17 protein-coding genes are annotated in these 25,253 nt (G+C 62.1%); 5 read left to right on the forward strand and 12 right to left on the reverse strand.

Going from position 1 to position 25,253, the window contains the following annotated elements:
• The first annotated feature begins 23 nt into the window (after positions 1–23).
• Entirely contained in the window at positions 24–1,397 is a 1,374-nt protein-coding gene (locus tag C8N42_RS14800; protein WP_107817351.1) for an aminotransferase family protein, read from the forward strand.
• A 61-nt stretch (positions 1,398–1,458) separates the two neighbouring features.
• Here the strand turns inward: C8N42_RS14800 and eutC are convergent, their stop codons facing one another.
• The 3 genes from eutC to C8N42_RS14815 all read right to left on the reverse strand — a co-directional run bounded on the left by eutC (position 1,459) and on the right by C8N42_RS14815 (position 4,349).
• Positions 1,459–2,190, reverse strand: coding sequence for an ethanolamine ammonia-lyase subunit EutC (eutC, locus tag C8N42_RS14805; RefSeq protein WP_107817352.1), 732 nt, complete (start codon positions 2,188–2,190; stop codon positions 1,459–1,461).
• Positions 2,187–3,569 carry an ethanolamine ammonia-lyase subunit EutB gene (locus C8N42_RS14810; protein ID WP_107817353.1) on the reverse strand — a complete coding sequence of 461 codons (1,383 nt, stop codon included), beginning with the start codon at positions 3,567–3,569 and terminating at the stop codon, positions 2,187–2,189. Before C8N42_RS14810 ends, eutC begins: the two co-directional genes overlap by 4 nt.
• A gap of 105 nt (positions 3,570–3,674) precedes the next feature.
• The gene (locus C8N42_RS14815) at positions 3,675–4,349 is read right to left on the reverse strand and encodes a TetR/AcrR family transcriptional regulator (protein WP_170109319.1); all 675 of its coding nucleotides are present in this window, start codon (positions 4,347–4,349) and stop codon (positions 3,675–3,677) included.
• Positions 4,350–4,564: 215 nt separating this feature from the next.
• Here C8N42_RS14815 and C8N42_RS14820 point away from each other — a divergent pair, with 215 nt between their 5' ends.
• Together C8N42_RS14820 and C8N42_RS14825 are read left to right on the forward strand one after the other, a co-directional pair.
• Complete coding sequence (locus C8N42_RS14820) at positions 4,565–5,740, forward strand: efflux RND transporter periplasmic adaptor subunit (RefSeq protein WP_107817355.1); 1,176 nt, start codon at positions 4,565–4,567, stop codon at positions 5,738–5,740.
• 20 nt (positions 5,741–5,760) lie between these two features.
• Positions 5,761–8,868, forward strand: a complete 3,108-nt coding sequence (locus C8N42_RS14825) for an efflux RND transporter permease subunit (protein WP_107817356.1) — start codon at positions 5,761–5,763, stop codon at positions 8,866–8,868.
• A gap of 81 nt (positions 8,869–8,949) precedes the next feature.
• On the opposite strand, the gene mntR is transcribed toward C8N42_RS14825, so the two are convergent.
• Entirely contained in the window at positions 8,950–9,435 is a 486-nt protein-coding gene (gene mntR / locus C8N42_RS14830) for a manganese-binding transcriptional regulator MntR (RefSeq protein WP_425430530.1), read from the reverse strand.
• Between the two features lie 106 nt (positions 9,436–9,541).
• Here mntR and C8N42_RS14835 point away from each other — a divergent pair, with 106 nt between their 5' ends.
• Entirely contained in the window at positions 9,542–10,831 is a 1,290-nt protein-coding gene (locus C8N42_RS14835; RefSeq protein WP_107817358.1) for an Nramp family divalent metal transporter, read from the forward strand.
• Positions 10,832–10,883: 52 nt separating this feature from the next.
• Here C8N42_RS14835 and C8N42_RS14840 read toward each other — a convergent pair whose 3' ends face one another.
• The 8 genes from C8N42_RS14840 to C8N42_RS14875 all read right to left on the reverse strand — a co-directional run bounded on the left by C8N42_RS14840 (position 10,884) and on the right by C8N42_RS14875 (position 24,856).
• The gene (locus C8N42_RS14840) at positions 10,884–12,515 is read right to left on the reverse strand and encodes an alpha-D-glucose phosphate-specific phosphoglucomutase (protein ID WP_107817372.1); all 1,632 of its coding nucleotides are present in this window, start codon (positions 12,513–12,515) and stop codon (positions 10,884–10,886) included.
• 14 nt (positions 12,516–12,529) lie between these two features.
• Positions 12,530–14,395, reverse strand: a complete 1,866-nt coding sequence (gene malQ, locus C8N42_RS14845) for a 4-alpha-glucanotransferase (RefSeq protein ID WP_107817359.1) — start codon at positions 14,393–14,395, stop codon at positions 12,530–12,532.
• Positions 14,388–16,478, reverse strand: coding sequence for a glycogen debranching protein GlgX (gene glgX / locus C8N42_RS14850; RefSeq protein ID WP_107817360.1), 2,091 nt, complete (start codon positions 16,476–16,478; stop codon positions 14,388–14,390). Before glgX ends, malQ begins: the two co-directional genes overlap by 8 nt.
• Positions 16,475–17,959 carry a glycogen synthase GlgA gene (gene glgA / locus C8N42_RS14855; RefSeq protein WP_107817361.1) on the reverse strand — a complete coding sequence of 495 codons (1,485 nt, stop codon included), beginning with the start codon at positions 17,957–17,959 and terminating at the stop codon, positions 16,475–16,477. The genes glgX and glgA overlap by 4 nt, the downstream gene beginning before the upstream one ends.
• Positions 17,956–19,218, reverse strand: a complete 1,263-nt coding sequence (gene glgC, locus C8N42_RS14860; RefSeq protein ID WP_107817362.1) for a glucose-1-phosphate adenylyltransferase — start codon at positions 19,216–19,218, stop codon at positions 17,956–17,958. The genes glgA and glgC overlap by 4 nt, the downstream gene beginning before the upstream one ends.
• Before the next feature lie 59 nt (positions 19,219–19,277).
• The gene (gene glgB, locus C8N42_RS14865) at positions 19,278–21,470 is read right to left on the reverse strand and encodes a 1,4-alpha-glucan branching protein GlgB (protein WP_107817363.1); all 2,193 of its coding nucleotides are present in this window, start codon (positions 21,468–21,470) and stop codon (positions 19,278–19,280) included.
• Positions 21,471–21,533: 63 nt separating this feature from the next.
• Positions 21,534–23,924, reverse strand: a complete 2,391-nt coding sequence (locus C8N42_RS14870; protein WP_107817364.1) for a glycogen/starch/alpha-glucan phosphorylase — start codon at positions 23,922–23,924, stop codon at positions 21,534–21,536.
• 266 nt (positions 23,925–24,190) lie between these two features.
• Complete coding sequence (locus C8N42_RS14875) at positions 24,191–24,856, reverse strand: NnrU family protein (RefSeq protein WP_107817365.1); 666 nt, start codon at positions 24,854–24,856, stop codon at positions 24,191–24,193.
• Between the two features lie 214 nt (positions 24,857–25,070).
• On the opposite strand from C8N42_RS14875, the gene C8N42_RS22180 reads away from it, so the two are divergent.
• Positions 25,071–25,253 (forward strand): sugar phosphate nucleotidyltransferase (locus C8N42_RS22180; protein WP_425430528.1); only part of this gene is annotated, 183 nt, incomplete at its 3' end.

Below are 25,253 nucleotides of genomic sequence, written 5' to 3' on the forward strand. Positions count from 1 at the left end.
CCCAAGAAACACGGAGTCCCGCCATGCACGACAATGATCTTTCCGCCATCATCGAGGCCGACCGCGCCCATGTCTGGCACCACATGTTCCAGCACCAGCTTTTGGAGAGCCGCGATCCCCGCATCATCGTCGAGGGCAAGGGCATGCGGGTCTGGGACCAGAACGGGCGCGAGTTTCTCGACGCGGTGTCGGGCGGCGTCTGGACGGTAAACGTCGGTTATGGCCGCGAACGGATTGCCAATGCGGTGCGTGACCAGCTCATCAAGATGAACTATTTTGCGGGCTCCGCGGGGTCGATCCCGGCGGCGAAATTTGCCGAGGTCCTGACCGCGAAAACGCCGGGTCTAAGCCGCATGTATTACTGCAATTCCGGATCGGAAGCCAATGAAAAGGCTTTCAAAATGGTGCGTCAAATCTCGGCGCAACGCTATGGCGGCAAGAAGTCGAAAATCCTCTACCGCGACCGCGATTACCATGGCACAACGATTGCCACACTGTCGGCCTGCGGCCAGCAACAACGCGCTACGCATTACGGCCCGTTTGTGCCGGATTTCGTCGAGGTGCCGCATTGCCTTGAGTACCGCAAACAGTGGGACGTGGAGAATTACGGTGAGCGTGCTGCCGAAGCCATCGAAGAGGTGATCCTGCGCGAAGGGCCGGACACCGTGGGCGCGCTCTGCCTTGAGCCGGTGACGGCGGGCGGTGGTGTGATCACGCCGCCGAAAGGGTACTGGGAAAAGGTGCAGGAGATTTGTCGCAAGTATGACATCCTGCTGCATATCGACGAGGTCGTCTGCGGCATGGGCCGCACGGGCGAATGGTTCGGCTATCAGAACTACGGCATCGAGCCGGATTTCGTGACCACCGCCAAGGGTGTGGCGTCGGGCTATGCCGCCATCGCGGTCATGCTGACCTCGGACCGGGTGTTCGACATGTTCAAGGACAAGCCCGAAGACCCGCTCAACCACTTCCGCGACATCTCCACCTTCGGCGGCTGCACGGCCGGTCCGGCAGCGGCTCTGGAGAACGTGGCGATCATCGAGGAAGAGGGGCTTCTGGACAACACCAAGGCGATGGGCAAACGCTTGATGGACGGTCTGGCGATGCTTGAAGACAAGCACGCGCTGATCGGCAACACGCGGGGGCTTGGCCTGTTCTGCGGTGCGGAGTTGGTGGCGGATCGGGAGACCAGGGAACCGCTCGCCGAGAAACTGGTGCAGGCCGTCGTGGCCGAGTGCGACAAGCAGGGCGTGATCATCGGCGCGACCATGCGCTCGCTGCCGGGGTTCAACAACACGCTGTGCTTCTCGCCCGCGCTGATCTCCACCCCGGACGACATCGACGAAATTCTGACCGCCGTGGACAATGCGCTGACCACGGTTGCGGCGGCGATGTAAGATCGCACAGTATCTCATTGAGATTTAAAGATTACGCCTCGCCGATATGCGGGGCGTTTTCTTATTCAAGAGTGTTGCTTTCTTCCTTGAGCCCCGTCCCCGTGATCCCACGCCTAAGCGCCTCGCGGGTGAGCCATGCGATCTTGTCGGCGGCCTGATCGTAAGACATGCCACCCTTGCCGTGGATGTTCGACAGGCAGTTACGGGCGCTGTCCTTGAGCCCCGGCTTCGGTCCATAGGTCAGGTATGCGCCGAGACTGTCGGCGACGGTCAGACCAGGGCGTTCTCCGACCAGGAGCACGACCAAACGCGCACCGAGCGCTGCGCCGATCTCGTCGCCGATGGCGACACGGGCCTGTGTGGCGACGACGACGGGACCGAGGGTGAGGCCTTCGAGTTTGGCGGCGGCGGCATGGACCACGGCGGCGGCATGGGATTGGACAGCAGCGGAGGATAACCCGTCGGCGATGACAAAAGCCACGTCGCAGGGTGGGCGAGCGTTGAGCTTGTCCATCTCGCCCTCTCCGAGTTTCCGGCCAAGGTCCGGGCGGCGCAGATAGCTCGCGCGATCGGGCGCAGCAGAAGTGACACGGATCACTTCGAAAGGGGCAAGTTCGATTTCGAGCGCGTCGAGATCGAGCCCGGAATGCACAGCGTCGCGGGCGCGCGCATGGGCGAACTGAAATTCGAGATTCGCCCCGGTCGGCAGACCCGCCCCGTTGCGGCCAAGGCCGATGCGGGCGGGGGTTGCCGCACGCAGCTTGGCCCATTTGTCGTTCACCACATTGCTCATTGTGCCGCCTCCAAAAGCCGTGCCGCGCCAAGATCGCTTTGCAACAGATGGCCGGTCTCCGACACAAGGCCCATCGCTTCGAGCCAGCTCTCGAACTCGGGCGCGGCCTTGAGACCCAGCGAGTTGCGCAGGTAGGCGATGTCGTGGAACGAGAGGCTTTGGTAATTCAGCATGATGTCATCAGCGCCGGGCACCCCGATCAGGAATTGCGCGCGGGCGTTGGCGAGAAGCGTCATCAGCACGTCCATGTCATTCTGATCCGCCTCGGCGTGGTTCGTATAACAGACGTCACAGCCCATCGGCAGGCCAAGGAGTTTGCCACAGAACACATCCTCAAGACCGGCGCGGATGATCTCCTTGCCGTCATAGAGATATTCCGGCCCGATGAACCCCACCACCGTGTTGACGATCAGCGGATCGAAAGCGCGGCACACGGCATAGGCGCGGGCCTCCACAGTCTGCTGGTCGATACCGTGATGAGCATTGGCGGAAAGCGCCGATCCCTGGCCGGTTTCGAAATACATCACGTTCTGACCCACCGTGCCGCGTTTCAGCGAGAGCGCGGCGTCATGGGATTCCTTGAGGATCGAGAGATTGACGCCGAATCCCTCGTTCGCAGCCTCGGTCCCCGCGACGGATTGGAACACGATGTCCAAAGGCGCGCCGCGATTGATGATCTCGATTGAATTGGTGACATGGGTCAGAACGCAGCTTTGGGTCGGAATGTCATAGCGCGCGCGCAGATCATCGAGCATGGAAATCAGCGTCATGGCGGTCGGGATGTTGTCGGTCGCCGGGTTGATGCCGATCACGGCATCGCCTACCGCGTAGGAGAGACCATCGAGCGTTGAGGCGACGATCCCCTTCAGGTCATCCGCCGGATGGTTGGGCTGAAGCCGCGAACCGATCCGGCCTTCCAGCCCGAGCGTGGAGCGAAAGGCCGTCACGACAGTGATCTTGCGGGCGACAGCGATGAGATCGCGGTTGCGCATGATCTTGGACACCGCCGCCGCCATTTCCGGCATGAGGCCGGGGGCAAGCGCTTTGAGCGCCTTGGGCGTGGCGGCGTCCGACAAAAGCCAGTCGCGGAACTGACCGACGGTCATATGCGAGACGGGCGCAAAAGCCGCCGCATCATGGCTGTCGACGATCAGCCGCGTCACCTCATCCTCGTCATAGGGGATCAGGAGTTCTTCAAGGAAGGCTTTCAAAGGCAGATCGGCCAAAACCATCTGCGCCGCTACCCTCTCCACATCGCTTTGCGCAATCAGTCCCGCGAGCGCATCACCAGAGCGCGCAGGCGTGGCTTTGGCCATGACCTCCGCGAGACCCGAAAAGCGAAACACTTCCCCTCCAAGGGTGCAATGATAGACCGACATTTTCTCGTCCCGTTGCAGTCTTCGTCTCGCGACACTAACCTCCCAGTCGGCGAAGGCCCGTATTTTCGTCAGGTCGCGCGGCGGCGCGTGGGACTTGCCCGCAAATCAGGCGCTGTCGCTCGTTTTTGCGGCACATCCGTCGAGAAAGAGGCCGATTGCCAGATCGCGCCGCGCTGCCAGAAGCACGGGTGTCGGTTCCGGAAAATCCGGATCGAGCAACCGGGCCAGCGGATCGCCGAAGGCCATAATCACCAGAAGATCGGCAGAGAGCTCCGCCTGCTCCGGCGCGAGCGACAACCGCCCTGCCGTGATCTCGCGCACGATCTCGTCACGCACATAACCGGTCAGACGTCCGCGCCCGTTGTGCACCAGCCCGCGCGCCAGCGCGGGATAGGTCTGCGCCCGCGCCACGATGGTGCGCAGGAATTCGAGCTTTTGCCGGTCCGATCCCGGCGGTTTGTTGAAGGTCAGAAGCAATCGCAGACGTTCGGCGAAAGGCTTGTCCTGATCTTCTTCCGGCAAGGGTTGGAATATATTGGCGCTGACACGGGCCATGACACGGCCGAGAAGCACTTCCTGACTGTCGAAATGCGCATAGAGCGTGCGTTTCGACATGCCGGCGCGCCGGGCGATTGCAGACATGGTGACCTGATCGAAGCCGCGCTCCATCATCAACCCATGGGTCGCATCCAGGATCATCGCCTCGCGCGCCTCGAAATCCATCTGAACCGGACGCCCACGCTTGCGCGGCGCGCACGCGTCCGGGGCGCCTTCTGACATATCTGCCTTATTTTTGGACATCTGCGACAGCCCACAACTCCCTGATCGGATGCGCACATTCGACGCACTTTACAAAACTATCGGGTTTCTTTAATCGAATTTCAAGCCACGTTCCAACGCACAACCGGAACCCGCCCCGACCACCGCGCTCTGCGCCCATCAAAACCCCTCGCCCCGACCAACGCGATCCGGGGCCTGTTTTGCCGGAGACCTCCATGCCCAGCCCACGTCCTGTCCTGCCCCGCCGGACCGCCGCTCTGCTTGCCCTCGCCCTGATGGCCAGCCAGCCCGTTCTGGCCCAGAATGCCCCGCCGCCGACGCCCGTGACCGTGGTTACACTGAGCGCGGGCGACGTGACGCTCAGCAGCCCGCTGCCGGGCCGGGTCGCCGCCTCCGCCGAGGCCGAGGTACGCCCGCAGGTCGGCGGCATCATCCAGAAACGCCTGTTCCAGGAAGGAAGTACGGTGAGCGAGGGCGACCCGCTCTACCAGATCGACGCGGCGACCTACGAGGCTGCGAAAGCCGTGGCCGAGGCGAGCCTCGCGCAGGCGAAAGCGGCATTGAAATCGGCGGAGATCGAATATGAGCGCCAGCAGGAGCTGAAAACCCGCAACGTCGTGGCGCAGCAGAACCTCGACAGCGCCATTGCCGAGCGTGACAGCGCCGCCGCAGCGGTGAAAGTCGCCGAAGCGAACCTTCTTTCGGCGGAGATCGACCTTGAGCGCACCCAAATCCGCGCGCCGATTTCCGGGGCTGTAGGGCTGAGTGCGGTGAGCCAGGGGGCGCTTGTGACCTCCGGGCAATCGACCGCGCTGACCACGATCCGGGCGCTCGACCCGGTCTATGTCGACGTGACCCAGGCCGCCTCCGACATGCTGCGCTGGCGCCGCATGGGCAGCGGCACGGAATTTTCCGAAACCCTCGGCCAGACCGTCTCTCTCACCCTCGCCGATGGCAGTTCCTATGAGTACAAGGGCGAGCTTTCCGCCGCCGAGCCCTATGTCAACGAGGACACCGGCACGATCGTGCTGCGGCTGTCCTTCCCGAACCCGGATCATTTCCTGCTGCCGGGCATGTATGTTCAGGTCGAGATGCCGCAGGGCGTGGTGCCGAATGCCGTGCGCGTACCGCAGGAAGCGGTGACACGGGATCGTCGCGGGCGCCCGATGGTACTTGTGGTGAATGCCGAGAGCGTGGTCGAACAACGCGTGCTCGACGTGGTGAGCGATCAGGGCACCGACTGGATCGTCACTGGCGGTGTCACGGCGGGCGAACGGGTGATCGTCGCCGGTCTGCAAAAGACTGCGGCGGGGGCGACCGTCACACCGCAGGAACAAGGGGCCGAGGCCGCTGGCCAGACCTCCCCGCAAGCCGCCCAGCCCAGTGAATGACCGGCATAAGGACCAGATAAATGGCTCGTTTCTTCATTGACCGCCCGGTCTTTGCCTGGGTGATTTCCATCCTGATCATGGGGATTGGCCTGTTGTCGATCTTCACGCTCCCGGTGGCACAATATCCACAGATCGCACCGCCCTCGGTGTCGATCCGCACCAACTATCCCGGCGCATCGGCCGAAACGGTGGCCAACACCGTGACCCAGATCATCGAACAGCAGATGACCGGGCTCGACGGCATGCGCTACATGTCGTCTTCCTCGACCTCGGCGGGCTCAGCCTCGATCACGCTGACCTTCGCGACGGGCACCGACCCGGACATCGCGCAGGTGCAGGTGCAGAACAAGCTGTCGCAAGCCACGGCGCTCTTGCCCGATGCGGTACAGCGTCAGGGCGTGACGGTGCAGAAAAGCTCCGCTGGCTTCCTGATGGTGATCGGGGTGATCTCCGAAGACGGCAGCATGGATCAGGCCGACCTTGCCGATTACCTCAACACCAATATGGTGGACGCCTTCAGCCGGATCGAAGGCGTCGGCGGCACGCAGGTTTTTGGCGCAAAATACGCGATGCGCATCTGGCTCGACCCATCGAAACTGGCGGCGTTCGACATGACACCGTCGGATGTGGTCGGGGCCGTTTCAGGCTATAACGCACAGATCTCGGCGGGTTCCTTCGGATCGCTGCCCTCCCCGGAGGGTCAGGCCTTTACCGCCACAATCTCTGCGCAATCGCTACTGCAGACACCGGACGATTTCCGCAACATTATCCTGCGCTCGGAATCCGACGGCGGCCTCGTGCTTCTGGACGATGTGGCGCGTGTCGAAGTCGGAGCGGAAAATTACTCCACGATCTCGCAATACAACGGCCAGCCCGCTTCGGGCATGGCAATCCAGCTCGCGCCGGGCGCCAATGCGCTCGACACCTCGAAACGCGTGCGCGCAATGATCGACGAGTATTCCCAGTTCTTCCCCGAGGGCATGACCTACGTCATCCCCTATGACACCACACCCTTCATCGAAATCTCGATCCACGAGGTGCAGAAGACGCTGATGGAGGCCATCGTTCTGGTGTTCTTCGTGATGCTGCTGTTTTTGCAAAACATCCGCGCGACGCTCATCCCGACGCTCGCCGTGCCCGTGGTCATCCTCGGCACATTCGCGATCCTCGCCGCCTTCGGGTTCACGATCAACGTGCTGACCATGCTCGCCATGGTGCTGGCGATCGGCCTTCTCGTCGATGACGCCATCGTCGTGGTCGAGAACGTCGAACGGATCATGGAGGAAGAGGGCCTCAGCCCGCGCGAGGCGACCCGCAAGTCGATGGATCAGATCACCGGTGCGCTGGTCGGTATCGCCCTCGTGCTTTCTGCCGTGTTCATTCCCATGGCCTTCTTCGGTGGCTCCACGGGCGTGATCTATCGCCAGTTCTCGATCACCATCGTCTCGGCCATGCTGCTCTCCGTGGTGGTGGCGCTGACGCTGACACCGGCGCTCTGCGCCACCATCCTGCGCGGCAAGGATGCCCATCATACACGTCGCGGGCCGTTCGGCTGGTTCAACCGGGCCTTTGATAAAATCTCCGGCGGCTATGGCTCGACCGTGGGGTATATCATCCGTCGCCCGCTGCGTATGCTGGTGATCTACGGCGCGATGGGTGCGGGCATCGCCTGGCTCTTCATGCAGACCCCCACGGGCTTTTTGCCCGATGAGGATCAGGGCATCATGATGGCGCTGGTGCAGGGCCCCTCAGGCTCCACCGCCGAGAACACGCTCAAGGCCAACCAGCAGATCAAGGACTATTTCCTTGCCGCTGAAAGCGACAATGTCGATGCGGTGTTCAGCATCGCGGGCTTCTCCTTCTCCGGGGCCGGGCAGAACAACGGTCTGGCCTTCATCCGGATGAAGGACTGGGAGGAACGCCCCTCGCCCGCGCAATCCGTGCAGGCCATTGCGGGCCGCGCCTTCCCGGCCTTCATGGGGATCAAGGAAGCCATGGCTTTCCCGATCGTACCGCCTGCGGTGATCGAGCTGGGCAACGTCTCGGGCTTTGACTTCTACCTGCAGGCGCAGGGCGGTCAGACCCACGAACAGCTTCTGGAAGCGCGCAACATGCTTCTGGGCATGGCAACGCAAAGCCCGCTGATCGCCTCCGTGCGCCCCTCGGGTCTCGAAGATGCGACCCAGTTCAAGCTCGACATCGACTGGCGCGCCGCGGGGGCCATGGGCATCGACCCGGACGATGTGGGCAACACGCTGTCGATCGCCATGGCCGGGTCCTATGTGAACGACTTCAACGACAATGGCCGCACCAAGCGCGTCTATGTTCAGGGCGATTCTGACAGCCGCGCCACGCCTGCGGACCTACAGAAATGGCGGGTGCGCAACTCCTCGGGCGAGCTGGTGCCGTTCTCGAACTTCACCACCGAACGCTGGATCTACGGTCCGCAGGGGCTCAACCGCTACAACGGCACACCCTCAATGCAGATCCAGGGCTCGCCCGGGCCGGGTGTCTCCACCGGTGAAGCGATGGCGGAGATCGAAAAACTGGTCAGCCAGATCCCCGGCGGCTATTCCGTCGCTTGGACCGGTCTGTCGCTTGAGGAAAAGGATTCCGGCTCGCAGGCTCCGATGCTGTACCTGCTCTCCCTGGCCGCGATCTTCTTCTGTCTCGCAGCCCTCTATGAAAGCTGGGCGATCCCCTTCTCCGTCATGCTCGCCATGCCGGTGGGGATTTTGGGCACGCTCTTCACTGCCTGGCATTTCGGCTTTCAGAACGGCGTGTTCTTCCAGGTGGGCCTGTTGACCGTGATCGGCCTGACCGGCAAGAACGCCATCCTGATCGTCGAATTCGCCCGTGAACAGGTGGATGCCGGCAAGGATGTCTTCGAGGCCGTGCTGACTGCGGCGAAGCAACGCTTCCGTCCGATCATCATGACCTCCATGGCCTTCTCTCTCGGCGTCGTGCCTCTGGTGCTGTCCTCCGGGGCCGGGGCCGGTGGCCGCCGTGCCGTGGGGGCAGCCGTTCTGGGCGGGACCATCACCGGCACCGTGCTCGGTATCCTCTTCGTACCGCTGTTCTTCGTCCTCGTGCGCAAGATTTTCGGTGGCAAGAAGAAACCCGCCTGACGGGGCTGACGGGAACGAACCTCACTTCAAACGCGAAAGGCCGGGCGCTCTGCCCGGCCTTTTTAATGTGTCACCCGGGTTTCACCTGCTTTTGAGAAATCCCTCAAACGCCGCAAGCGTCTCGTCGGAGACATGGTGCTCGATCCCCTCGGCATCGAGTTCCGCGACCCCTTCGGGCACACCTACCGCCACCAGAAGCTCCACCACCGTGCGATGGCGCGCCCGTACCCTGTCGGCGAGATCGGCCCCCTCTTCGGTCAGGAACACGCCGCGATAGGGCCGTGCGGTGGCCAGCCCTTCGCGTTTGAGCCGCGAGATTGCCTTGGTCGCCGTAGGTTGCGCGACGCCCATGCGTTCGGCGATGTCCGCCACCCGCGCCTCGCCCAACTCCGCGATCAGATCGCCGATCATTTCCACGTAATCTTCCAGAAGCGCCACCGATTGCGCCTCGCGTGCGCGGGCAAAGCGTTCGGGAACCTGTCCGTCCATCTCCGTCATCCGCGCCTCCTCTTTTTGCCGAAGATATAATCGACACCATGACCATGCACCAGTCTCGCCCGAAAAGATACCCGCACAAAGATTTGTGTTTTGCAAGAAATATAGCAATGGCTATAAATCAACCAAAGCAAGTTCACTGAGTCGCCACGAGCGGCCAAAGCCGGACCAGCCATTCATGCTCGATCTCACCCGCAACACCCGCACAGGCATTGACGCCGTCCTCAGAGGCGAACGCCACGGGCTACGCGCGCGGCTGTTGTTCGCGGGCCCTGCGATCATCGCTTCCGTCGCCTATATGGACCCCGGCAATTACGCGACCAATATTCAGGCGGGCGCGGGATATGGCTATACGCTTTTGTGGGTCGTGCTGCTCGCCAACCTGATCGCCATGCTGTTTCAGGCGCTCTCCGCCCGGCTTGGCATCGTCACCGGCAAGAACCTTGCGGAGTTGTCGCGTGATCATTTCTCGAAACCTGTGGTACTCGTGATGTGGGCCGTGAGCGAGGTGGCCGCCATGGCGACCGACCTCGCCGAATTCCTTGGCGGAGCCATTGGTCTCTCGCTTCTGTTCAACCTGCCGCTGATCGTCGGCATGGCGATCACCGCCATCGTGACCTATGGCATCCTCTTGTTCGAGGGGCGCGGGTTTCGTCCGATGGAACTGATCATCGGGGCCTTGGTGGGCGTCATCGGCCTGTGTTACCTCGCCGAGATTCTGATCGCGCCGATTGACTGGCAGGCCACCGGGCTTGGCCTCGTCAGCCCCGCCCTGCCCGATCATGCCGCGCTTACCATCGCCGTGGGGATCATCGGCGCGACCGTGATGCCGCATGCGATCTATCTGCACTCCGGCCTCACCCAGTCCCGCGCTACGCCGCGTGACGACAATGACCGGCGCAAACTGGTGCGCTTTTCCAACACCGAAGTGGTTCTGGCCCTGGCCGTCGCGGGCATGGTCAACATGGCCATGGTGATGATGGCCGCCAGCGCCTTTCATCAGGGGCATTCCGAGGTCTCCGAGATCGAAACCGCCTATCACACGCTCACACCCCTGCTCGGGGGCGCTGCGGCGGCGATCTTTCTCACATCGCTCATCGCCTCGGGCGTCTCATCTTCCGTGGTCGGCACCATGGCCGGTCAGATGATCATGCAGGGCTTCCTGCACATCCGCATCCCGATCTGGCTCCGACGTCTGATCACCATGGTCCCGGCCTTTGTCGTGGTCGCCATGGGGGTGAATGCCACACAGGCGCTGGTGGTATCGCAGGTGATCCTCTCCATCGCCCTGCCTGTGCCAATGATTGCGTTGATCGTTTTCGTGGCACGGCGCGACATCATGGGGGCGTTCACCGTCTCGCCGCCGATCCGCCTGCTCGCGATCCTGGACGCCATCGCGGTTCTGAGCCTCAATTTCATCCTTCTGGCCGGGGCCTTCGGTGTGCCGATCCCTTTCCTTGACGGCTGAAACACAAAAGGCCGGGACAAACCCCGGCCTTTTTTATGACATCCCAACAATCTCAGGTAATCACGTCGGGCGTATTCCGCCCGGTGCGGTTGCGGATTTCCGCAAGACTGTCGGCCGCCGCCGCGATGCCCGAAAGCGCGTTCTGCGGGTTGTCCTGAAGCGCCGCCGCGTTGGTCTCGACCTTTTCGAGATAGACCCGCAGAGTCGCACCCTCGGTCCCCGTGCCAGAGAGCCGGAACACGATCCGCCCGCCGCATTTGAAGAGGATGCGAATGCCCTGCCCCTCGGAGCGCGAGCCGTCGACCGGATCGTCATAGGCGAACTCGTCCGCCGCCTCGATCACCATGCCCTCGACCTCACGACCCGGCAGGTTCGGCAGGCGCGTGCGCAGCGCCTGCATCAATCCATGCGCGGCATCGCTGTCCACCGCTTCGAAATCGTGACGCGAATAGTAGTTGCGACCGTATTTGGCCCAGTGATCGGCCATGATCTCTGCCACGCTCTGACCGCGCACGGCCAACACATTGAGCCAGAACAGCACCGCCCAGAGCCCGTCTTTCTCGCGGACGTGATCGGAGCCGGTGCCCGCACTTTCCTCGCCACAAAGCGTCGCCCGCCCCGCATCCAACAGGTTGCCGAAGAATTTCCACCCCGTGGGCGTCTCGTAACAGGCAATCCCGAATGCCTCGGCCACCCGGTCGAGCGCGCGCGAGGTCGGCATGGACCGCGCCACCCCCTTGAGCCCATCCTTATAGCCCGGCACCAGAGTGGCGTTGGCCGCAAGCACGGCAAGGCTGTCGGACGGCGTCACATAGGCGTTGCGACCGACGATCATATTGCGGTCGCCGTCGCCATCGGAAGCCGCACCGAAATCCGGGGCCTCGCCAGAGAACATCAGATCCATAAGGGATTTGGCCCAGATCGGGTTCGGGTCCGGGTGACCCCCGCCGAAATCCGGAGAGGGCACAGCGTTGACGACGGAGCCCTCGGGCGCCCCCAGAGAGCCTTCGAGGATCGCCTTGGCGTAGGGGCCGGTGACCGCGTGCATGGCATCGAACCGCAAGGTGAAGCCGGAAGCGAACAGTGCACGGATCGCCTCGAAATCGAAAATCTCCTCCATCATCAGATGGTAATCGGCGACCGGATCGACGACCTCGACCTCCATGCCGTAGATCGTCGTCATGCCGGGCATGGAGAGGTCCAGATCATGGCTCTCGCAGATGTAATACTCGCTGATTTCAAGGGTCTCTGCGAAAATCCGGTCGGTGATGCCTTCGGGGGCCGGACCGCCATTTTCGCTGTTGAACTTGACGCCGAAATCCTCGGTCGGACCGCCCGGATTGTGCGAGGCGGACATGATGATGCCGCCATCGGTCTTGCGCTTGCGAATGAGGTTTGAGGCGGCTGGCGTCGAAAGCAAGGCATTCTGACCGACGATGACCTTTTTCGCCCCGTTGGCCGCCGCCATGCGCAGGATCACCTGCGCGGCGCGGTCATTGAAATAGCGCCCGTCGCCGCCCAGCACATAGGTCTTGCCCTTGGCCCCGCCGGTGGCATTGAAAATCGCCTGAACGAAGTTCTCCAGATAATGCGGTTGCATGAAAACCGGGGTTTTCTTGCGCAGGCCGGAGGTGCCGGGCTTCTGGCCTTCGATCGGGGTCGTGGCAACCACAGTGCGGGTCATGGTGTCTTCCTCTTTCATCGGTCGTTCCGGCGCATGATCTCGGCCACGCGCTCAAGTTTCTCATGGGAGGCCAATGCCCCGGCCCCGCCCGGCAAACGGATGCGCCAGTTGGGGTATTCACTCGTGGTGCCCGGCAGGTTCTGCTGATCTATCATATCAAGAATCACTTCCGCTTGCACCGCGACAAGACGCGACGGCGTGCGTGCGAGGAAGTCGTGCAGAGCGTCCTGATCCGCACCCGGCAGAACCCGGTCGATGGCCGCGACCTCGCGGGTGCGGTGCGCCATATTTTCGACAGCCTGCGCGCCGTCGATGCCCCCCGCCTTGCACCGCGCGGTGATATCGGCACCTTGCCGCCAGCCGAGCCATGTCGGCAGATCATGGGTCGAGAACGACGCCACCGCCGCCTCGTCATAGGCCTCCGAGGGTTTGAATTCCGGGTCGTCCCAGTTCCAGCGCTCGAACATCGCAACGCGGCATCCCAGCACGCCCGAAGCACTCAGAGCCTCGCGCAACCCATCCGGAATATTGCCGAGGTCTTCGCCGACGATGATGCCACCCGCGCGCGCCGCCTCGATCCGGGCGACGGCCAGCATGGCATCGCGCGGCATGGCGACATAGGAACCGGGGGCATCCTGCGGCACCCAGAAAGTGCGCTCAAAGCCGAGAATGTGGTCGATCCGGAGCATGCCCGAAACCCGAAGCTGGCGCGCAAAGGTTTCCGCCAGCGGCGCATAGGCGCGGTCGCGCAAGGTGATAGGATTGAAGGGTGCAAGACCCCAGTTCTGTCCTTCGGCAGAGAAGGCATCGGGCGGCGCACCGAGTGAAGCGCCAAAGGCGAAGACCTCGCGATCTTCCCAGGTTTCGGCCCCGTGCGGATGGGTGCCTACCGCGAGATCGAGATAGATGCCATGCGCCATACCGGAGGCTTTCGCCTCGTCCTGAAGCTCGCTCAACGCCACCTCGGCCTTCCATTGCAGCCAGGACCAGAACAGGATTTCTTCCTTCAGCTCCGAACGCGCGGCAACGCAGGCTTCGCTTTCAGGGTCCTGATATTCGGTCGGCCAATGGCACCAGAAGGGGCCGTGAACTTCGGAAAGTGCCTGATGCAGCGCGAAGGTTTCGAGCGCCGGGCCCTCAGAGGCGACATAGGCAAGGAAGGCTGGCGACGGAGTCGTTCTATCGAAGCTCTTGCGCAGATGTTTGAGCCGGGTCGGTCCGGCCTTGACGTAATCAATGAGCTTGCCGCCGCGCCCTGTGTCAGTCGCAAGATAGAGCGCGTTGAGGCGGCGACGGTGCGAAGGCGTGTAGGGCGAGAACAGCCCCGGATCGGTGGGAAAGCCGGCATGGACCGGATTCATCCCGACAAACCCCGCGCCCTTCGCCCCAAGGCTTTGCACCAAAGGCAGAAGGTCGTCATAGGACCCGATGCCCTTTTCCGAGAGCGCATAGAGCGGCACGGTCATGCCCCAGCCCCGCTCCGGCAACGGGATCGTCGCAGGCGCGGCCAGAAGCGTGATGCGCTGCGGTCCGCCCGGCAATTCCGCGATCAGGCTGTGAATGCCCAGGGGCAGCTCCGGCAGATCGGAGACACCCTGCCCGCGGGTCTCTTCCCCGTCCTCAAGGATCAGCTCCCAGCGCGCCTCGCCAATATCGACGAACGGTGCCTTTCCGGCCTCGCAGACCACATCCCAAGGCAACACGCCGTCGCCCTCTTCGAGATGCAAACGCGCGGCCTCTTCGGTCGCCGCTTCGATCCCCATCGCGGCCAGAAGCGCCACGGCGGTTTCGACCGAGGTCGCATGATGCACACCCATCTGGTCGTAATATTCGGCGTAGATGCCGCGCGCATAGGCCAGTTCGAGCCTCAGGTCAGTCATTATAGGCCTCCAGCTCCAGCATCAGCGTCGTCTCACATCCGGCGAAAACGGTCGGCAAGGTGATCACCTTGCCGTCGATCTCCGGCCGCCCGGTGTCGATCCAGAGCCGCCAGCGCCGCCCTTCGGCGCATTCCGGCAGCTTGACCTCCACATCATGCCCCCGGTTGAAAATCAGGAACAATGCCTCCTCACGCTGCGCATAGACCGGCGTGCCGGAGGCGATCCGCATCTCGACGCAAAGCGTCTTGAGATCCGGCGCGCCCCAGTCCTCGTCCCGCATCGGCCGCCCGTCGGCGCGCCACCAGAACAGGTCCTCAAGCCCGTCGACGATGCGTTCACGGGCATGCAAAAAGCGTTTCTGCCGCAGGATCGGGTGCTCGCGCCGGAAGGCGATCAGGCGGCGTACGAAATCGAGGAAATCCTCGTCATAGTCCGACCAGTCGAGCCAACCGATTTCATTGTCCTGACAATAGGCGTTGTTATTGCCCCATTGCGTGTTGCCGATCTCGTCCCCGGCCAAAAGCATCGGCGTGCCCTGCGAAAACAACACCGTAGCCAGAAGGTTGCGCCGACGTTTCGTGCGCGCGGCAAGGATTTTCGGATCCTCGGTCGGCCCTTCGACCCCCATGTTGTCGGAGGCGTTGTCATTATGGCCATCGCGGTTGCCCTCGCCATTGGCCTCGTTGTGTTTCTGGGTGTAGCTCACAACATCCATAAGGGTGAAGCCATCATGGGCCGTGACGAAATTGACCGAGGTCGTCGCCGGACGCCCGGAATGGTCGAATTGCAGTGCCGAGCCGGTGATCCGGTCGGCAAGCACCGCGACGTGTCCCGCATCGCCACGCCAGAAGCGCCGGATGCCGTCCCGGAACTTGTCGTTCCACTCAAGGAAGGGCGGCGGGAAGCCTCCGACGCGGTAGCCACCGGGGCCGATGTCCCAAGGCTCGGCGATGAGTTTCACGCGGGTCAGCACCGGGTCCTGACGGATCGCGTCAAAGAAACTTGCACCCCGGTCGAACCCCGTGGGTGTACGCCCCAAAGTGGTGCAAAGGTCAAAGCGGAAGCCGTCGACATGCATCTCCTCGACCCAGTACCGCAAACTGTCGAGCACCATGCGCAGCACCATCGGATGGTCGATGTTGAGCGTGTTGCCAGTGCCGGTGTCGTTGATGTAATAGCGCGGGTCTTCCGCCAGACGGTAATAACTGCGGTTATCGAGCCCCCGGAACGACAAGGTCGGGCCAAGTTCGTTGCCCTCGCAGGAGTGGTTGTAGACCACATCCATGATGACCTCGATCCCGGCGGAATGCAGACGCGCGACCATATGCTGGAACTCGGCGATCTGATCATGGGCGAGGTAACGCGGATCGGGCGCGAAGAACCCGAGCGTCTGATACCCCCAATAGTTCACCAGCCCCTTCTCGACCAGAAACCGGTCATTGAGAAAGGCTTGCACGGGCAGAAGTTCGATCGCGGTGATGCCGAGTTTCACGAGGTGATCGAGGATCGCGTCGGAGGCGAGGCCGAGGAATTTTCCCTTGTGCTGCACATCGGGGTGCAGTTGGGTCATACCCTTCACATGGGCCTCATAGATCACCGTCTGCGAGGTCGGACGGCGCGGCGGCTTGTCCCGGCCCCAGGCGAAAAGCACATCCTCGACCACACAGCGCGGCATGTAGCGCGCAGAGTCGCGCCGGTCGAAAGACAGGTCCACATCCGCATGACCGACCCGGTAGCCCATCAGCGCATCGTGCCATTCCGGATGGCGCGTCAGGCGCTTGGCATAGGGGTCGAGCAGAAGCTTGTTGTAATTGAACCGATGCCCCTCATGCGGCGCATAGGGACCATCGGCGCGCAGACCGTACATCTGACCGGGCCGCAATCCCGGCACATAACCGTGCCAGACATCGCCGTCGCGCTCCGGCAGGTCGATGCGATGCGTCTCCGTGCGCCCGTCCGGAGAAAAGAGACAGAGCGTGATCCGGCGGGCATGTTCGGAAAACACCGCGAAATTGACGCCTTCGCCATCAAACGTGGCCCCGAGGGGCGCGGCGTGACCGCCAAGGATCGTCATGGAACTCATGCTTGCGCGTCCGTCTCACTCTGCCCGGGTTTTGCGCCGACCATCTCCTTGAACAGATCGGCATAAGCCGCCGCAGACGTGTCCCAGCCCACCGGCTGCGCCATGGCGTTCTTCATCATCTGATGCCAGATCTTCGGCTTGGCATAGAGATCGCACATCCGATGGATCGCAACTTCCAGCGCCGCCGTGGTGATCGGAGTAAACTGCAACCCCGTCGCCACTCCAGCAGAGAGCGCCGCCGGATTGGCCTGGATCACCGTATCGGCAAGACCGCCTGTGAGCGACACCAGCGGGATCGTGCCGAAGCGCAGCCCGTAAAGCTGGGTCAGACCGCAGGGCTCGAAGCGCGAAGGCACAAGGATCGCATCGCCGCCTTCGATCAGACGGCGGGCAAAGGCCTCGTCGTAACCGATCCGCACGGCAACATCTGCGTATTTCAGCGCGGCATCGCGGAAGGCACTCTCGAAATAGCCCTCCCCCGAGCCTAAAAGCGCCAGTTGCCCGCCGCGTCGGATCAGCGTCGGCAGCGCTTCGAGCAGCAGATCGAAGCCCTTCTGCCCGGTCAGACGCGAAATCACGACACACAAAGGCCCGTCACTGTCCGGCAGGTGCAGTTCCTCGCGCAGTGCCGCCTTGAATTTCTCTTTGCCCTTGGGCGATTTGTACGACGGTTTCCAGAGATCGAGGTCGATGCCGTTGAGGATGCCGGTAAAATCCGCACCACGCGCGGCAAGAACGCCCTCCATCCCCATGCCGAACGCCCCGTCCATCAGTTCGCGCGCATAGGTGGGAGAGACGGTCGAGACCTTGGTCGAGGCCATGATCCCCGCCTTGAGCGTCGAGACCTGCCCCCAGTATTCGAACCCGCTCTGTGTAAAGCCCTGCGGCGGCAGGCCGAGGGTCTGCACCATATCGGGACCGTAACAGCCCTGAAACGCGATATTGTGGATGGTCATCAGGGTCTTGACCCGCTCCGCCGCCCCCAGTTCGCGCAGGTACACGGGCGTCAGCCCCGCCTGCCAGTCATGCAGGTGCAGCGCGTCGGGGAACCACTGTTCGATGCCATGCGCGGCGATCATCGCAGCGGCCAGAGACAGCGCCGCAAAGCGCTGCGGGTTGTCCCACCAGTCATGCCCGTCGGGACCGTTATAGGGCTTGCCATCACGGTCGAAAAGATGCGGCGCGTCGAGGATATAGAGCGGTGTCGCCTGTTTGCCCTCGCCCAGCGTCCCGCGCCGGATGCGGGCGAAACCCCCGAACAGGTCCCAGACCTCGAACACGGTTTCGGCCTCGGGTTGCGCCGCGAGCACCTGACGGTAGCCGGGCAGAAGGGTGCGCATCTCGACCCCGTGCGGGATCAGAGCGGACGGAAGAGAGCCTGCCACATCGGCAAGCCCCCCGGTCTTGATCAAAGGCACACATTCCGAGGTGACCGACAGAACCTTGATCGGCGCCTCGGCCTTCACAGCCGCAGCACTCATAATCCCTGCGCCCTCCGGTCGAGCATTTCCTGGGTGATCAGCGTCACACCGCCCGCAGAGACACGGAACCATTTGGCATCGACCTCCGGGTCCTCGCCGACGACAAGCCCCTCGGGCACCTGCACGCCGCGGTCGATCACCACATTTTTCAACCGGCAGTGCCGGGCGATATTGGCCTTTGGCAGTACCACCGCGCGTTCGAGCGAGGAATAGGAATTGGTCATCACATGGGTGAACAGCAGGCTCTCACGAATTTCCGTCCCCGAAATGATGCAGCCGCCCGACACCATGGAACTCACTGCGGAGCCGCGCCGGTCGGGTCTATCGTGAATGAATTTCGCGGGCGGCGTCAGTTCCGAATAGGTCCAGATCGGCCACTCGCGGTCCCAGAGATCAAGCTCCGGTGTGAAATCCGTCAGGTCGATATTGGCCTTCCAATACGCGTCAATGGTGCCCACATCGCGCCAATAGGCCTCGGCGTCTGGGTGGCGCACGCAACTGTCGGTGAAACGATGCGCCTGGGCCTTGCCCAGTTTCACAAGCTCCGGGATCAGATCGTTGCCGAAATCGTGAGACGAGTTCGGGTCTTCCATATCTTCGAGCAGGCGCTCGCGCAGGAACTTCCAGTTGAAGACATAAATACCCATGGAGGCCAGCGATTTGGTCGGCTCGCCGGGGATGGCGGGCGGATCTGAGGGCTTTTCGAGGAAAGAGGTGATGCGGTCGGTCGCATCGACCCCCATCACGCCAAAGGCCGTCGCCTCCTTGCGGTCCACGGTCAGACAGCCGATGGTGACATCCGCATGGGTGTCGACATGCTGGCGGATCATCACCTCGTAATCCATCTTGTAGATGTGATCGCCCGCAAGGATCAGAATGTAATCCACGTCGTAGCTGTCGATGATGTCGATGTTCTGCGCCACGGCGTCGGCGGTACCGCGATACCAGGTGCTTTCCTCATAGCGCTGAGACGCAGGAAGGATATCGAGAAACTCGTTGCGCTCGGCCCGAAAGAAGGTCCAGCCACGCTGAATATGGCGGATCAGGGAGTGCGCCTTGTACTGCGTCGCGATCGCCATCTTGCGGATGCCGGAGTTCAGCGCGTTCGAGAGGGCGAAATCGACGATCCGGTTCTTGCCACCGAAATAGACGGCCGGTTTCACCCGATCATTGGTCAATTCCTTGAGCCGCGAGCCGCGCCCGCCAGCCAGAACGAAGGCCATAGTGCGCGGTGCCAGCCTGTTCCTCGTATGTGGCATGTCTATCCTCTCTCCTGCGTTTCCTGACGGCCCTGCTATGCGACAAGCCGTTCCTCCGATCACGCGTCGTCTTTAATAAAAATCATGGTCGAAAGCGGCGGCAGGGTGATCACGGCTGCCGCGGGTTGCCCCTGCCAGGCATCCGCCTTGGCGAGAGCGCTGCCCATGTTGCCGCGGCCACCGCCACCATAACATTCCGCATCACTGTTCAACGCTTCGATCCACCGGCCTTCCGAGGGGAAACCAAGTTTGTAGCTCATGCGCTCCACCGGGGTGAAGTTGCAGACTACAACCACCTCCGGGTCGCCCGGCTGGCCGCGGCGTACCCAGGCATAGACCGAATCCTCGGCATCGTTGGCCTCGATCCACTGGAACCCGTCGCCCTCGCAATCCTTGGCGTAAAGCGCCGGGGTCTCGCGATAGAGCATGTTGAGATCGCGCACGAGGTGCTGAACGCCTTCATGCATGTGATACACGAGACAGGACCAGTCGATCTCCTTTTCATGGTTCCATTCCTGCCATTGAGCGAATTCCTGCCCCATGAACAGCAGTTTCTTGCCGGGGTGCCCCCACATGAAACCGTAATAGGCCCGCAGATTGGCAAATTTCTCCCATTCGTTGCCCGGCATTTTCGACAACATCGAGCGTTTGCCGTGCACCACTTCGTCATGGCTGATCGGCAGGATGAAATTTTCCGAGAAGGCGTAGTGGATGCCGAAAGTCATCTGGTGATGGTGGTATTTGCGGTGGATCGGCTCGCGGGACATGTAGTCCAGCGTGTCGTTCATCCAGCCCATGTTCCACTTGAAACCGAAACCGAGCCCGCCCGCGTCGACCGGTGCGGAAACCCCGGCATAGGCCGTGCTTTCCTCGGCCACGGTCATCACGCCCGGCACCTCGCCATAGGCCAGCGTGTTCATGGCCTGAAGCATCGAAATCGCTTCGAGATTTTCGCGCCCGCCCATGACGTTCGGAATCCACTGACCTTCCTCGCGCGAATAATCGCGATAGATCATGGAGGCCACCGCATCCACGCGCAGCCCGTCGACGTGATATTCCTCAAGCCAGTAGAGCGCGTTGGAAGTCAGGAAATTGGCGACCTCGGTGCGACCGTAATTGTAGATCAGCGTGTTCCAGTCCTGATGGAAGCCTTCGCGCGGGTCGGCATGTTCGTAAAGCGCCGTACCGTCGAAATGCGCAAGCCCATGACTGTCGGTCGGGAAATGCCCCGGCACCCAGTCGACCAGTACGCCAAGCCCCGCCTTGTGCGCCGCATTCACCAGATCGCGGAACTCATGCGGCGGCCCGAAACGGATGGTCGGCGCGAAGAGACCGACCGGCTGATAGCCCCAGGAGCCGTCGAACGGATATTCCGAAATCGGCATCAGTTCGATATGGGTAAAGCCCATCTGCTTGACGTAATCCACCAGTTCGACGGCAGCTTCCTTGTAGGAGATGGGACGCCCGCCTTCCTTATGGCGCCAAGAGCCGAGTTGCACCTCGTAGATCGAGATCGGCTGATCGCGGCCCTGCAATTTCTGGCGGGTCTCGATCCACGCCTTGTCGGACCAGCCATAGCCCGAAATGTCGCGCACCACGGAGGCGGTTTCCGGCGGGTGTTGAGAGCCAAAGCCGACCGGGTCGGCCTTGAGCCGGATGTCGCCATAGGCACCCATCACCTCGAATTTATAGGCCGTGCCCTCGCCGAGCTGCGGCATGAAAATTTCCCAGACGCCTGTCGCGCCACGACGGCGCATGACATGACGCCGCCCGTCCCAAGCATTGAAATCGCCCACCAGAGACACGCGCCGCGCGTTCGGGGCCCAGACCGCGAAATGCGTGCCCTGGGTGCCCTCGTGCTCCATCACATGCGCACCGAGCGCTTTCCAGATGTGGTGATGCGTGCCCTCACCCAAGAGGTATTCGTCGATCTCGCCCAGCACCGGCCCGAACCGATAAGCGTCATCGACCTTCCAGACCTCTTGGCCCTGCTTGCCTTCGAGCAGATAGGGTTTAGTTCCCGCGACCTTGCCGTGGAACAGCCCCTTGAAGCCTTCGACCCGACCGAGCGGATAGCGCTTGCCGCCGGAGAGCGCCGTCATCGTCTCCGCACCGGGATCGAACACGGTGACATGACGCACCCGACCGATCTTGTGCGGCCCCAGAATGGCGAAAGGATCGTCATAGCGCCCCTCGCAGATCTGGGTCAGCACCTTGGGGTCTGCGAAGTCGTTCTCAATCAGCGGGGACATATGCGATTTCCTTTGGTTAGGGCGAGCTTAGGAGATTCTCAGGCCTGATCAACTCTTTGATTTTTAGGCAAGAAGACTCTCAGCTCCCCAAATATCGCACATGTAACCGCGAATTGTGCGATCAGAGGAGAACCACCCCGACCGCGCCACGTTCAAAGCCGCCATCTCGGCCCATTTCTCCGGGTTCCGATAGGCCTCGTCCACCTCGCGTTGGGCGCGCCAGTAGTCGGAGAAATCCGAACAGACCAGGAAATAATCAGACCAGGTCAAATTGTCAGCGATATGCGTATAGCGACCCGGATCTTCGGGGCTGAACGTGCCGTCGCGCAGGGCGTTCAGAGCCCGTGCGAGGCGCGGATCGGCGTTGATCGCCTGTTGCGCGTGATCGTGAATCATCCGGCGCTGCATCACCTCGTCGGCAAGCATGCCGAAAAGGAAGAAGTTCTCCGGGCCCACGCGTTCGCGAATTTCCACATTGGCCCCGTCGAGCGTGCCGACGGTGAGCGCACCGTTGAGGGCGAATTTCATGTTGCCGGTGCCGGAGGCCTCCTTGCCCGCCGTCGATATCTGCTCCGACAGGTCCGCCGCCGGGATCAGCCGCTCAGCGAGCGTGACGTTGTAGTTCGGCAGGAAAATGACCTGAAGATAATCGCGCGTCGCCGCATCCGCGTTCACCAGTTTGGCAACATCATTGATCAGCCGGATGATGTCTTTCGCGAAATGATAACCCTGCGCCGCCTTGCCCGCGAAAATCTTGACCCGTGGCGTCCAGTCACCGTTCGGGTTGTCCTTGATCTCCTGCCAGTGCGCGATGGCTTCGAGGATGTTGAGGTGCTGACGCTTGTATTCGTGCATGCGCTTGATCTGCACATCGAACATCGCCTCGGTGTTGAGCTTCACCCCATGGGTCTGGGCCACATAGCTCGCAAGCGCCTGCTTGTTGTCCGATTTGACCGTTTCGAACCGTTCGATCCAAGCCTTGTCCCCGATCAAGGGCTCCAGCCTTTCGAGTTGTTCGAGATCGTCCACCCAGCCCTCGCCAATGGTGTCGGTGATCAGGCGCGACAACCCCGGGTTGCAACTGTGCAGCCAGCGGCGCGGCGTCACCCCGTTTGTCTCGTTGACGATGCGATCCGGGTGCAGCTCATGCAATTCCCTGAATACGGTCTTCTTCATCAGATCCGTGTGCAGCGCAGAGACACCGTTCACCCGGTTGGCAACGATGAACGACAGCTCGCCCATTTTCACCTGCCCGTCGGAGCGGGCCGAAAGCGTGCGGTGCGGGTGCGCCTTGTAATGCGCGTCATCAATCCGGTCGATGATCTGGAGATGCCGCGGCAGCAGACGTCCGAACAGACGTTCGTCCCAACGCTCCAGCGCTTCGGGCAGAAGCGTGTGGTTGGTGTAGTTCATACAACCATGCACGATCTCCAGCGCGTCCTCAAAGGACAGACCGCGCTCGTCATGCAGAATACGCAACATCTCCGGGCCCGCAATCGCCGGGTGGGTGTCGTTGAGCTGAATGGCAACCTTTTTCGGCAGCATGCGAATGTCGTCATGCTGGCTGTCGAAGCGGCGCAGGATGTCGCGGATCGAGGCGGCGGAGAAGAAGAACTCCTGCTTGAGGCGCAGCTCCTTGCCAGCCTCGTTACTGTCCTCCGGATAGAGCACGCGAGAAATGGTGCGCGCCAGCGCCTCATGCTCGGCGGCGGCGGCGAAATCACCGGCATTGAACAGGCCGAGATCGAACGGGTCCACCGCACGCCCCGCCCAGAGCCTGAGCGTGTTGGCCCATTTGCCCTGCCAACCGATGATCGGCGTGTCGAACGCCTCCGCCTGAATAAGCTCCGCCGGACGCCAGAGCGTCTTGCCGTTCTCATAGATCACATCGCCGCCGAAGCCGAGGGTAAAGCGCACTTCCGGGCGCTCGAATTCCCAAGGGTGCGGCTCCTGCAACCAGGTCTCCGGGCTTTCCACCTGGCGACCGTCGACGAAGCTCTGTTTGAACAGCCCGTTCTCGTAACGGATACCGTAGCCCATGGCCGGACAACCGATGGTCGAGAGACTGTCGAGGAAACAGGCCGCGAGACGCCCAAGCCCGCCATTGCCCAGTGCCGCATCCGGTTCATCGTTCAGAATGGTGCGCATGTCCATGCCGAAATGGTCGAGCGCTTCCTTCACCTCTTCGACCATATCGAGATTGAAGATACCGTCTTCGAGCAGGCGTCCGATCAGGAATTCCATCGACAGGTAATAGACACGCTTGCCGTCCTGTTCATAGGTCTTGCGCGTAGAGGCCACCCAATGATCCACCATCCGGTCGCGGATCGCGTGGGACAGCGCCATACGCCAGTCGAAAAACTGCGCATGCTCCGGGTCTTTCCCCATTGTATAGGTGAGATGCTTGAGGAGGGCATCGCGGAACTCGGAGGATGTGCGGGCTTTTCGCGGCATGTTTCACCTTATGCAAAGAGAAGAGGGTTTCGAACGTCAGACACAGGACCAATCGTTTATATTCAGCTAAAACTCTATTAATTCCTGTGACAAGGCACAGCCCCCGTTTTGTGGCTGCACCGCAGCATTCGTATCGCGAAACGCGCCAAACATGCCAGAGTTTTACGCAATTCCCTCTCATGAGTGTGATGGCCGCACACTCAGCCCTTCCTAAAACCCAAGCATGACAGTTTTGTGGAGCCAAGCGGTTTCCCGCCTGCCCTCCTTCAGGGCAAAGGGCTGATCCCGATCACCGGCCCGTGCAGTGCAATCAGCACGCCGTAAAGGATGACCGCCACCCCGAGACGCAGCCCGGTCCCAACCGTGGGTGACAGCCGCAGCGGCACGGCCCGCGTTGCGCCCCAAAGACGCTCATAGTCCGCCCCCATTTCGCGCCGTTTGCGCCGGGTGATCATCCCCCCGCCCAAAAGCGCAAACCCCGCGAAAGCGCCGAACAGGATCGCATGCGCCAGATCGCCATTAACCAGCAGATGCGCCCCCGCCCAAAGCGTCAGCGCCAGCAACACAGGATGGCGTGTCAGCCGCACGATCCCCGGTTGCGACGGGTCGAAACGCTCATTGTGCGTACCGCCGAAGGAAAACGGATTGGGCCGCCCCAGCGTAAAGGCAAGGATCACACAGACCGCAAACATCACCGTGAGCGTGACATGGCGCAGCCAATCGGGTCCGCTCCAGAGCAGCACGACAGGCGCACGTCCGGCGGCCACGATCAACCATGCGAGCACCGCCACCGAGAGCGCCGAGTAGCCCCATGCAAACCCGCGCGCCCCGAACCGGGCCACCAACCAAGGCTTCACTGGCGGGCGCACCGGCAGCGCGTGCGACAGGAAGAAGACAAAACATGCAATGATGAAACCGCCCCAACCATGCATCGTTCAAAGCCCCTTCCACGCGATGTGCACCATTACCGCATCTCGCCGCCCACAAGCCCCCTTCATCCGCGACCGGGGGAGAAAAGCCCGGACCTGAACCGGATCGGAAATCAGCCCGCGTCCCTTGCCTGTCCGCCCTTTTTAACAAAGCAGCGCGCAAATCCTAGTCGCCACGGACCACGACGGGCAGATCAGCGACAATAACGTCACTCCGATGAGGCCTTGCAGCACTCCATCTGCACGATTGCAGCGCCCCCCGTTTGTCGCTACCCAGAAAGGGACGCAAAACGAGGACCCGATCATGCTCACCCCAGTCATATTATGCGGCGGTTCCGGGACGCGGCTTTGGCCGTTGTCTCGGAGGTCCTATCCCAAGCAATTCGTGCCTTTGATGGGG

The sequence above is a fragment of the Celeribacter persicus genome (genome assembly GCF_003050785.1).
Taxonomy (GTDB): domain Bacteria; phylum Pseudomonadota; class Alphaproteobacteria; order Rhodobacterales; family Rhodobacteraceae; genus Celeribacter; species Celeribacter persicus.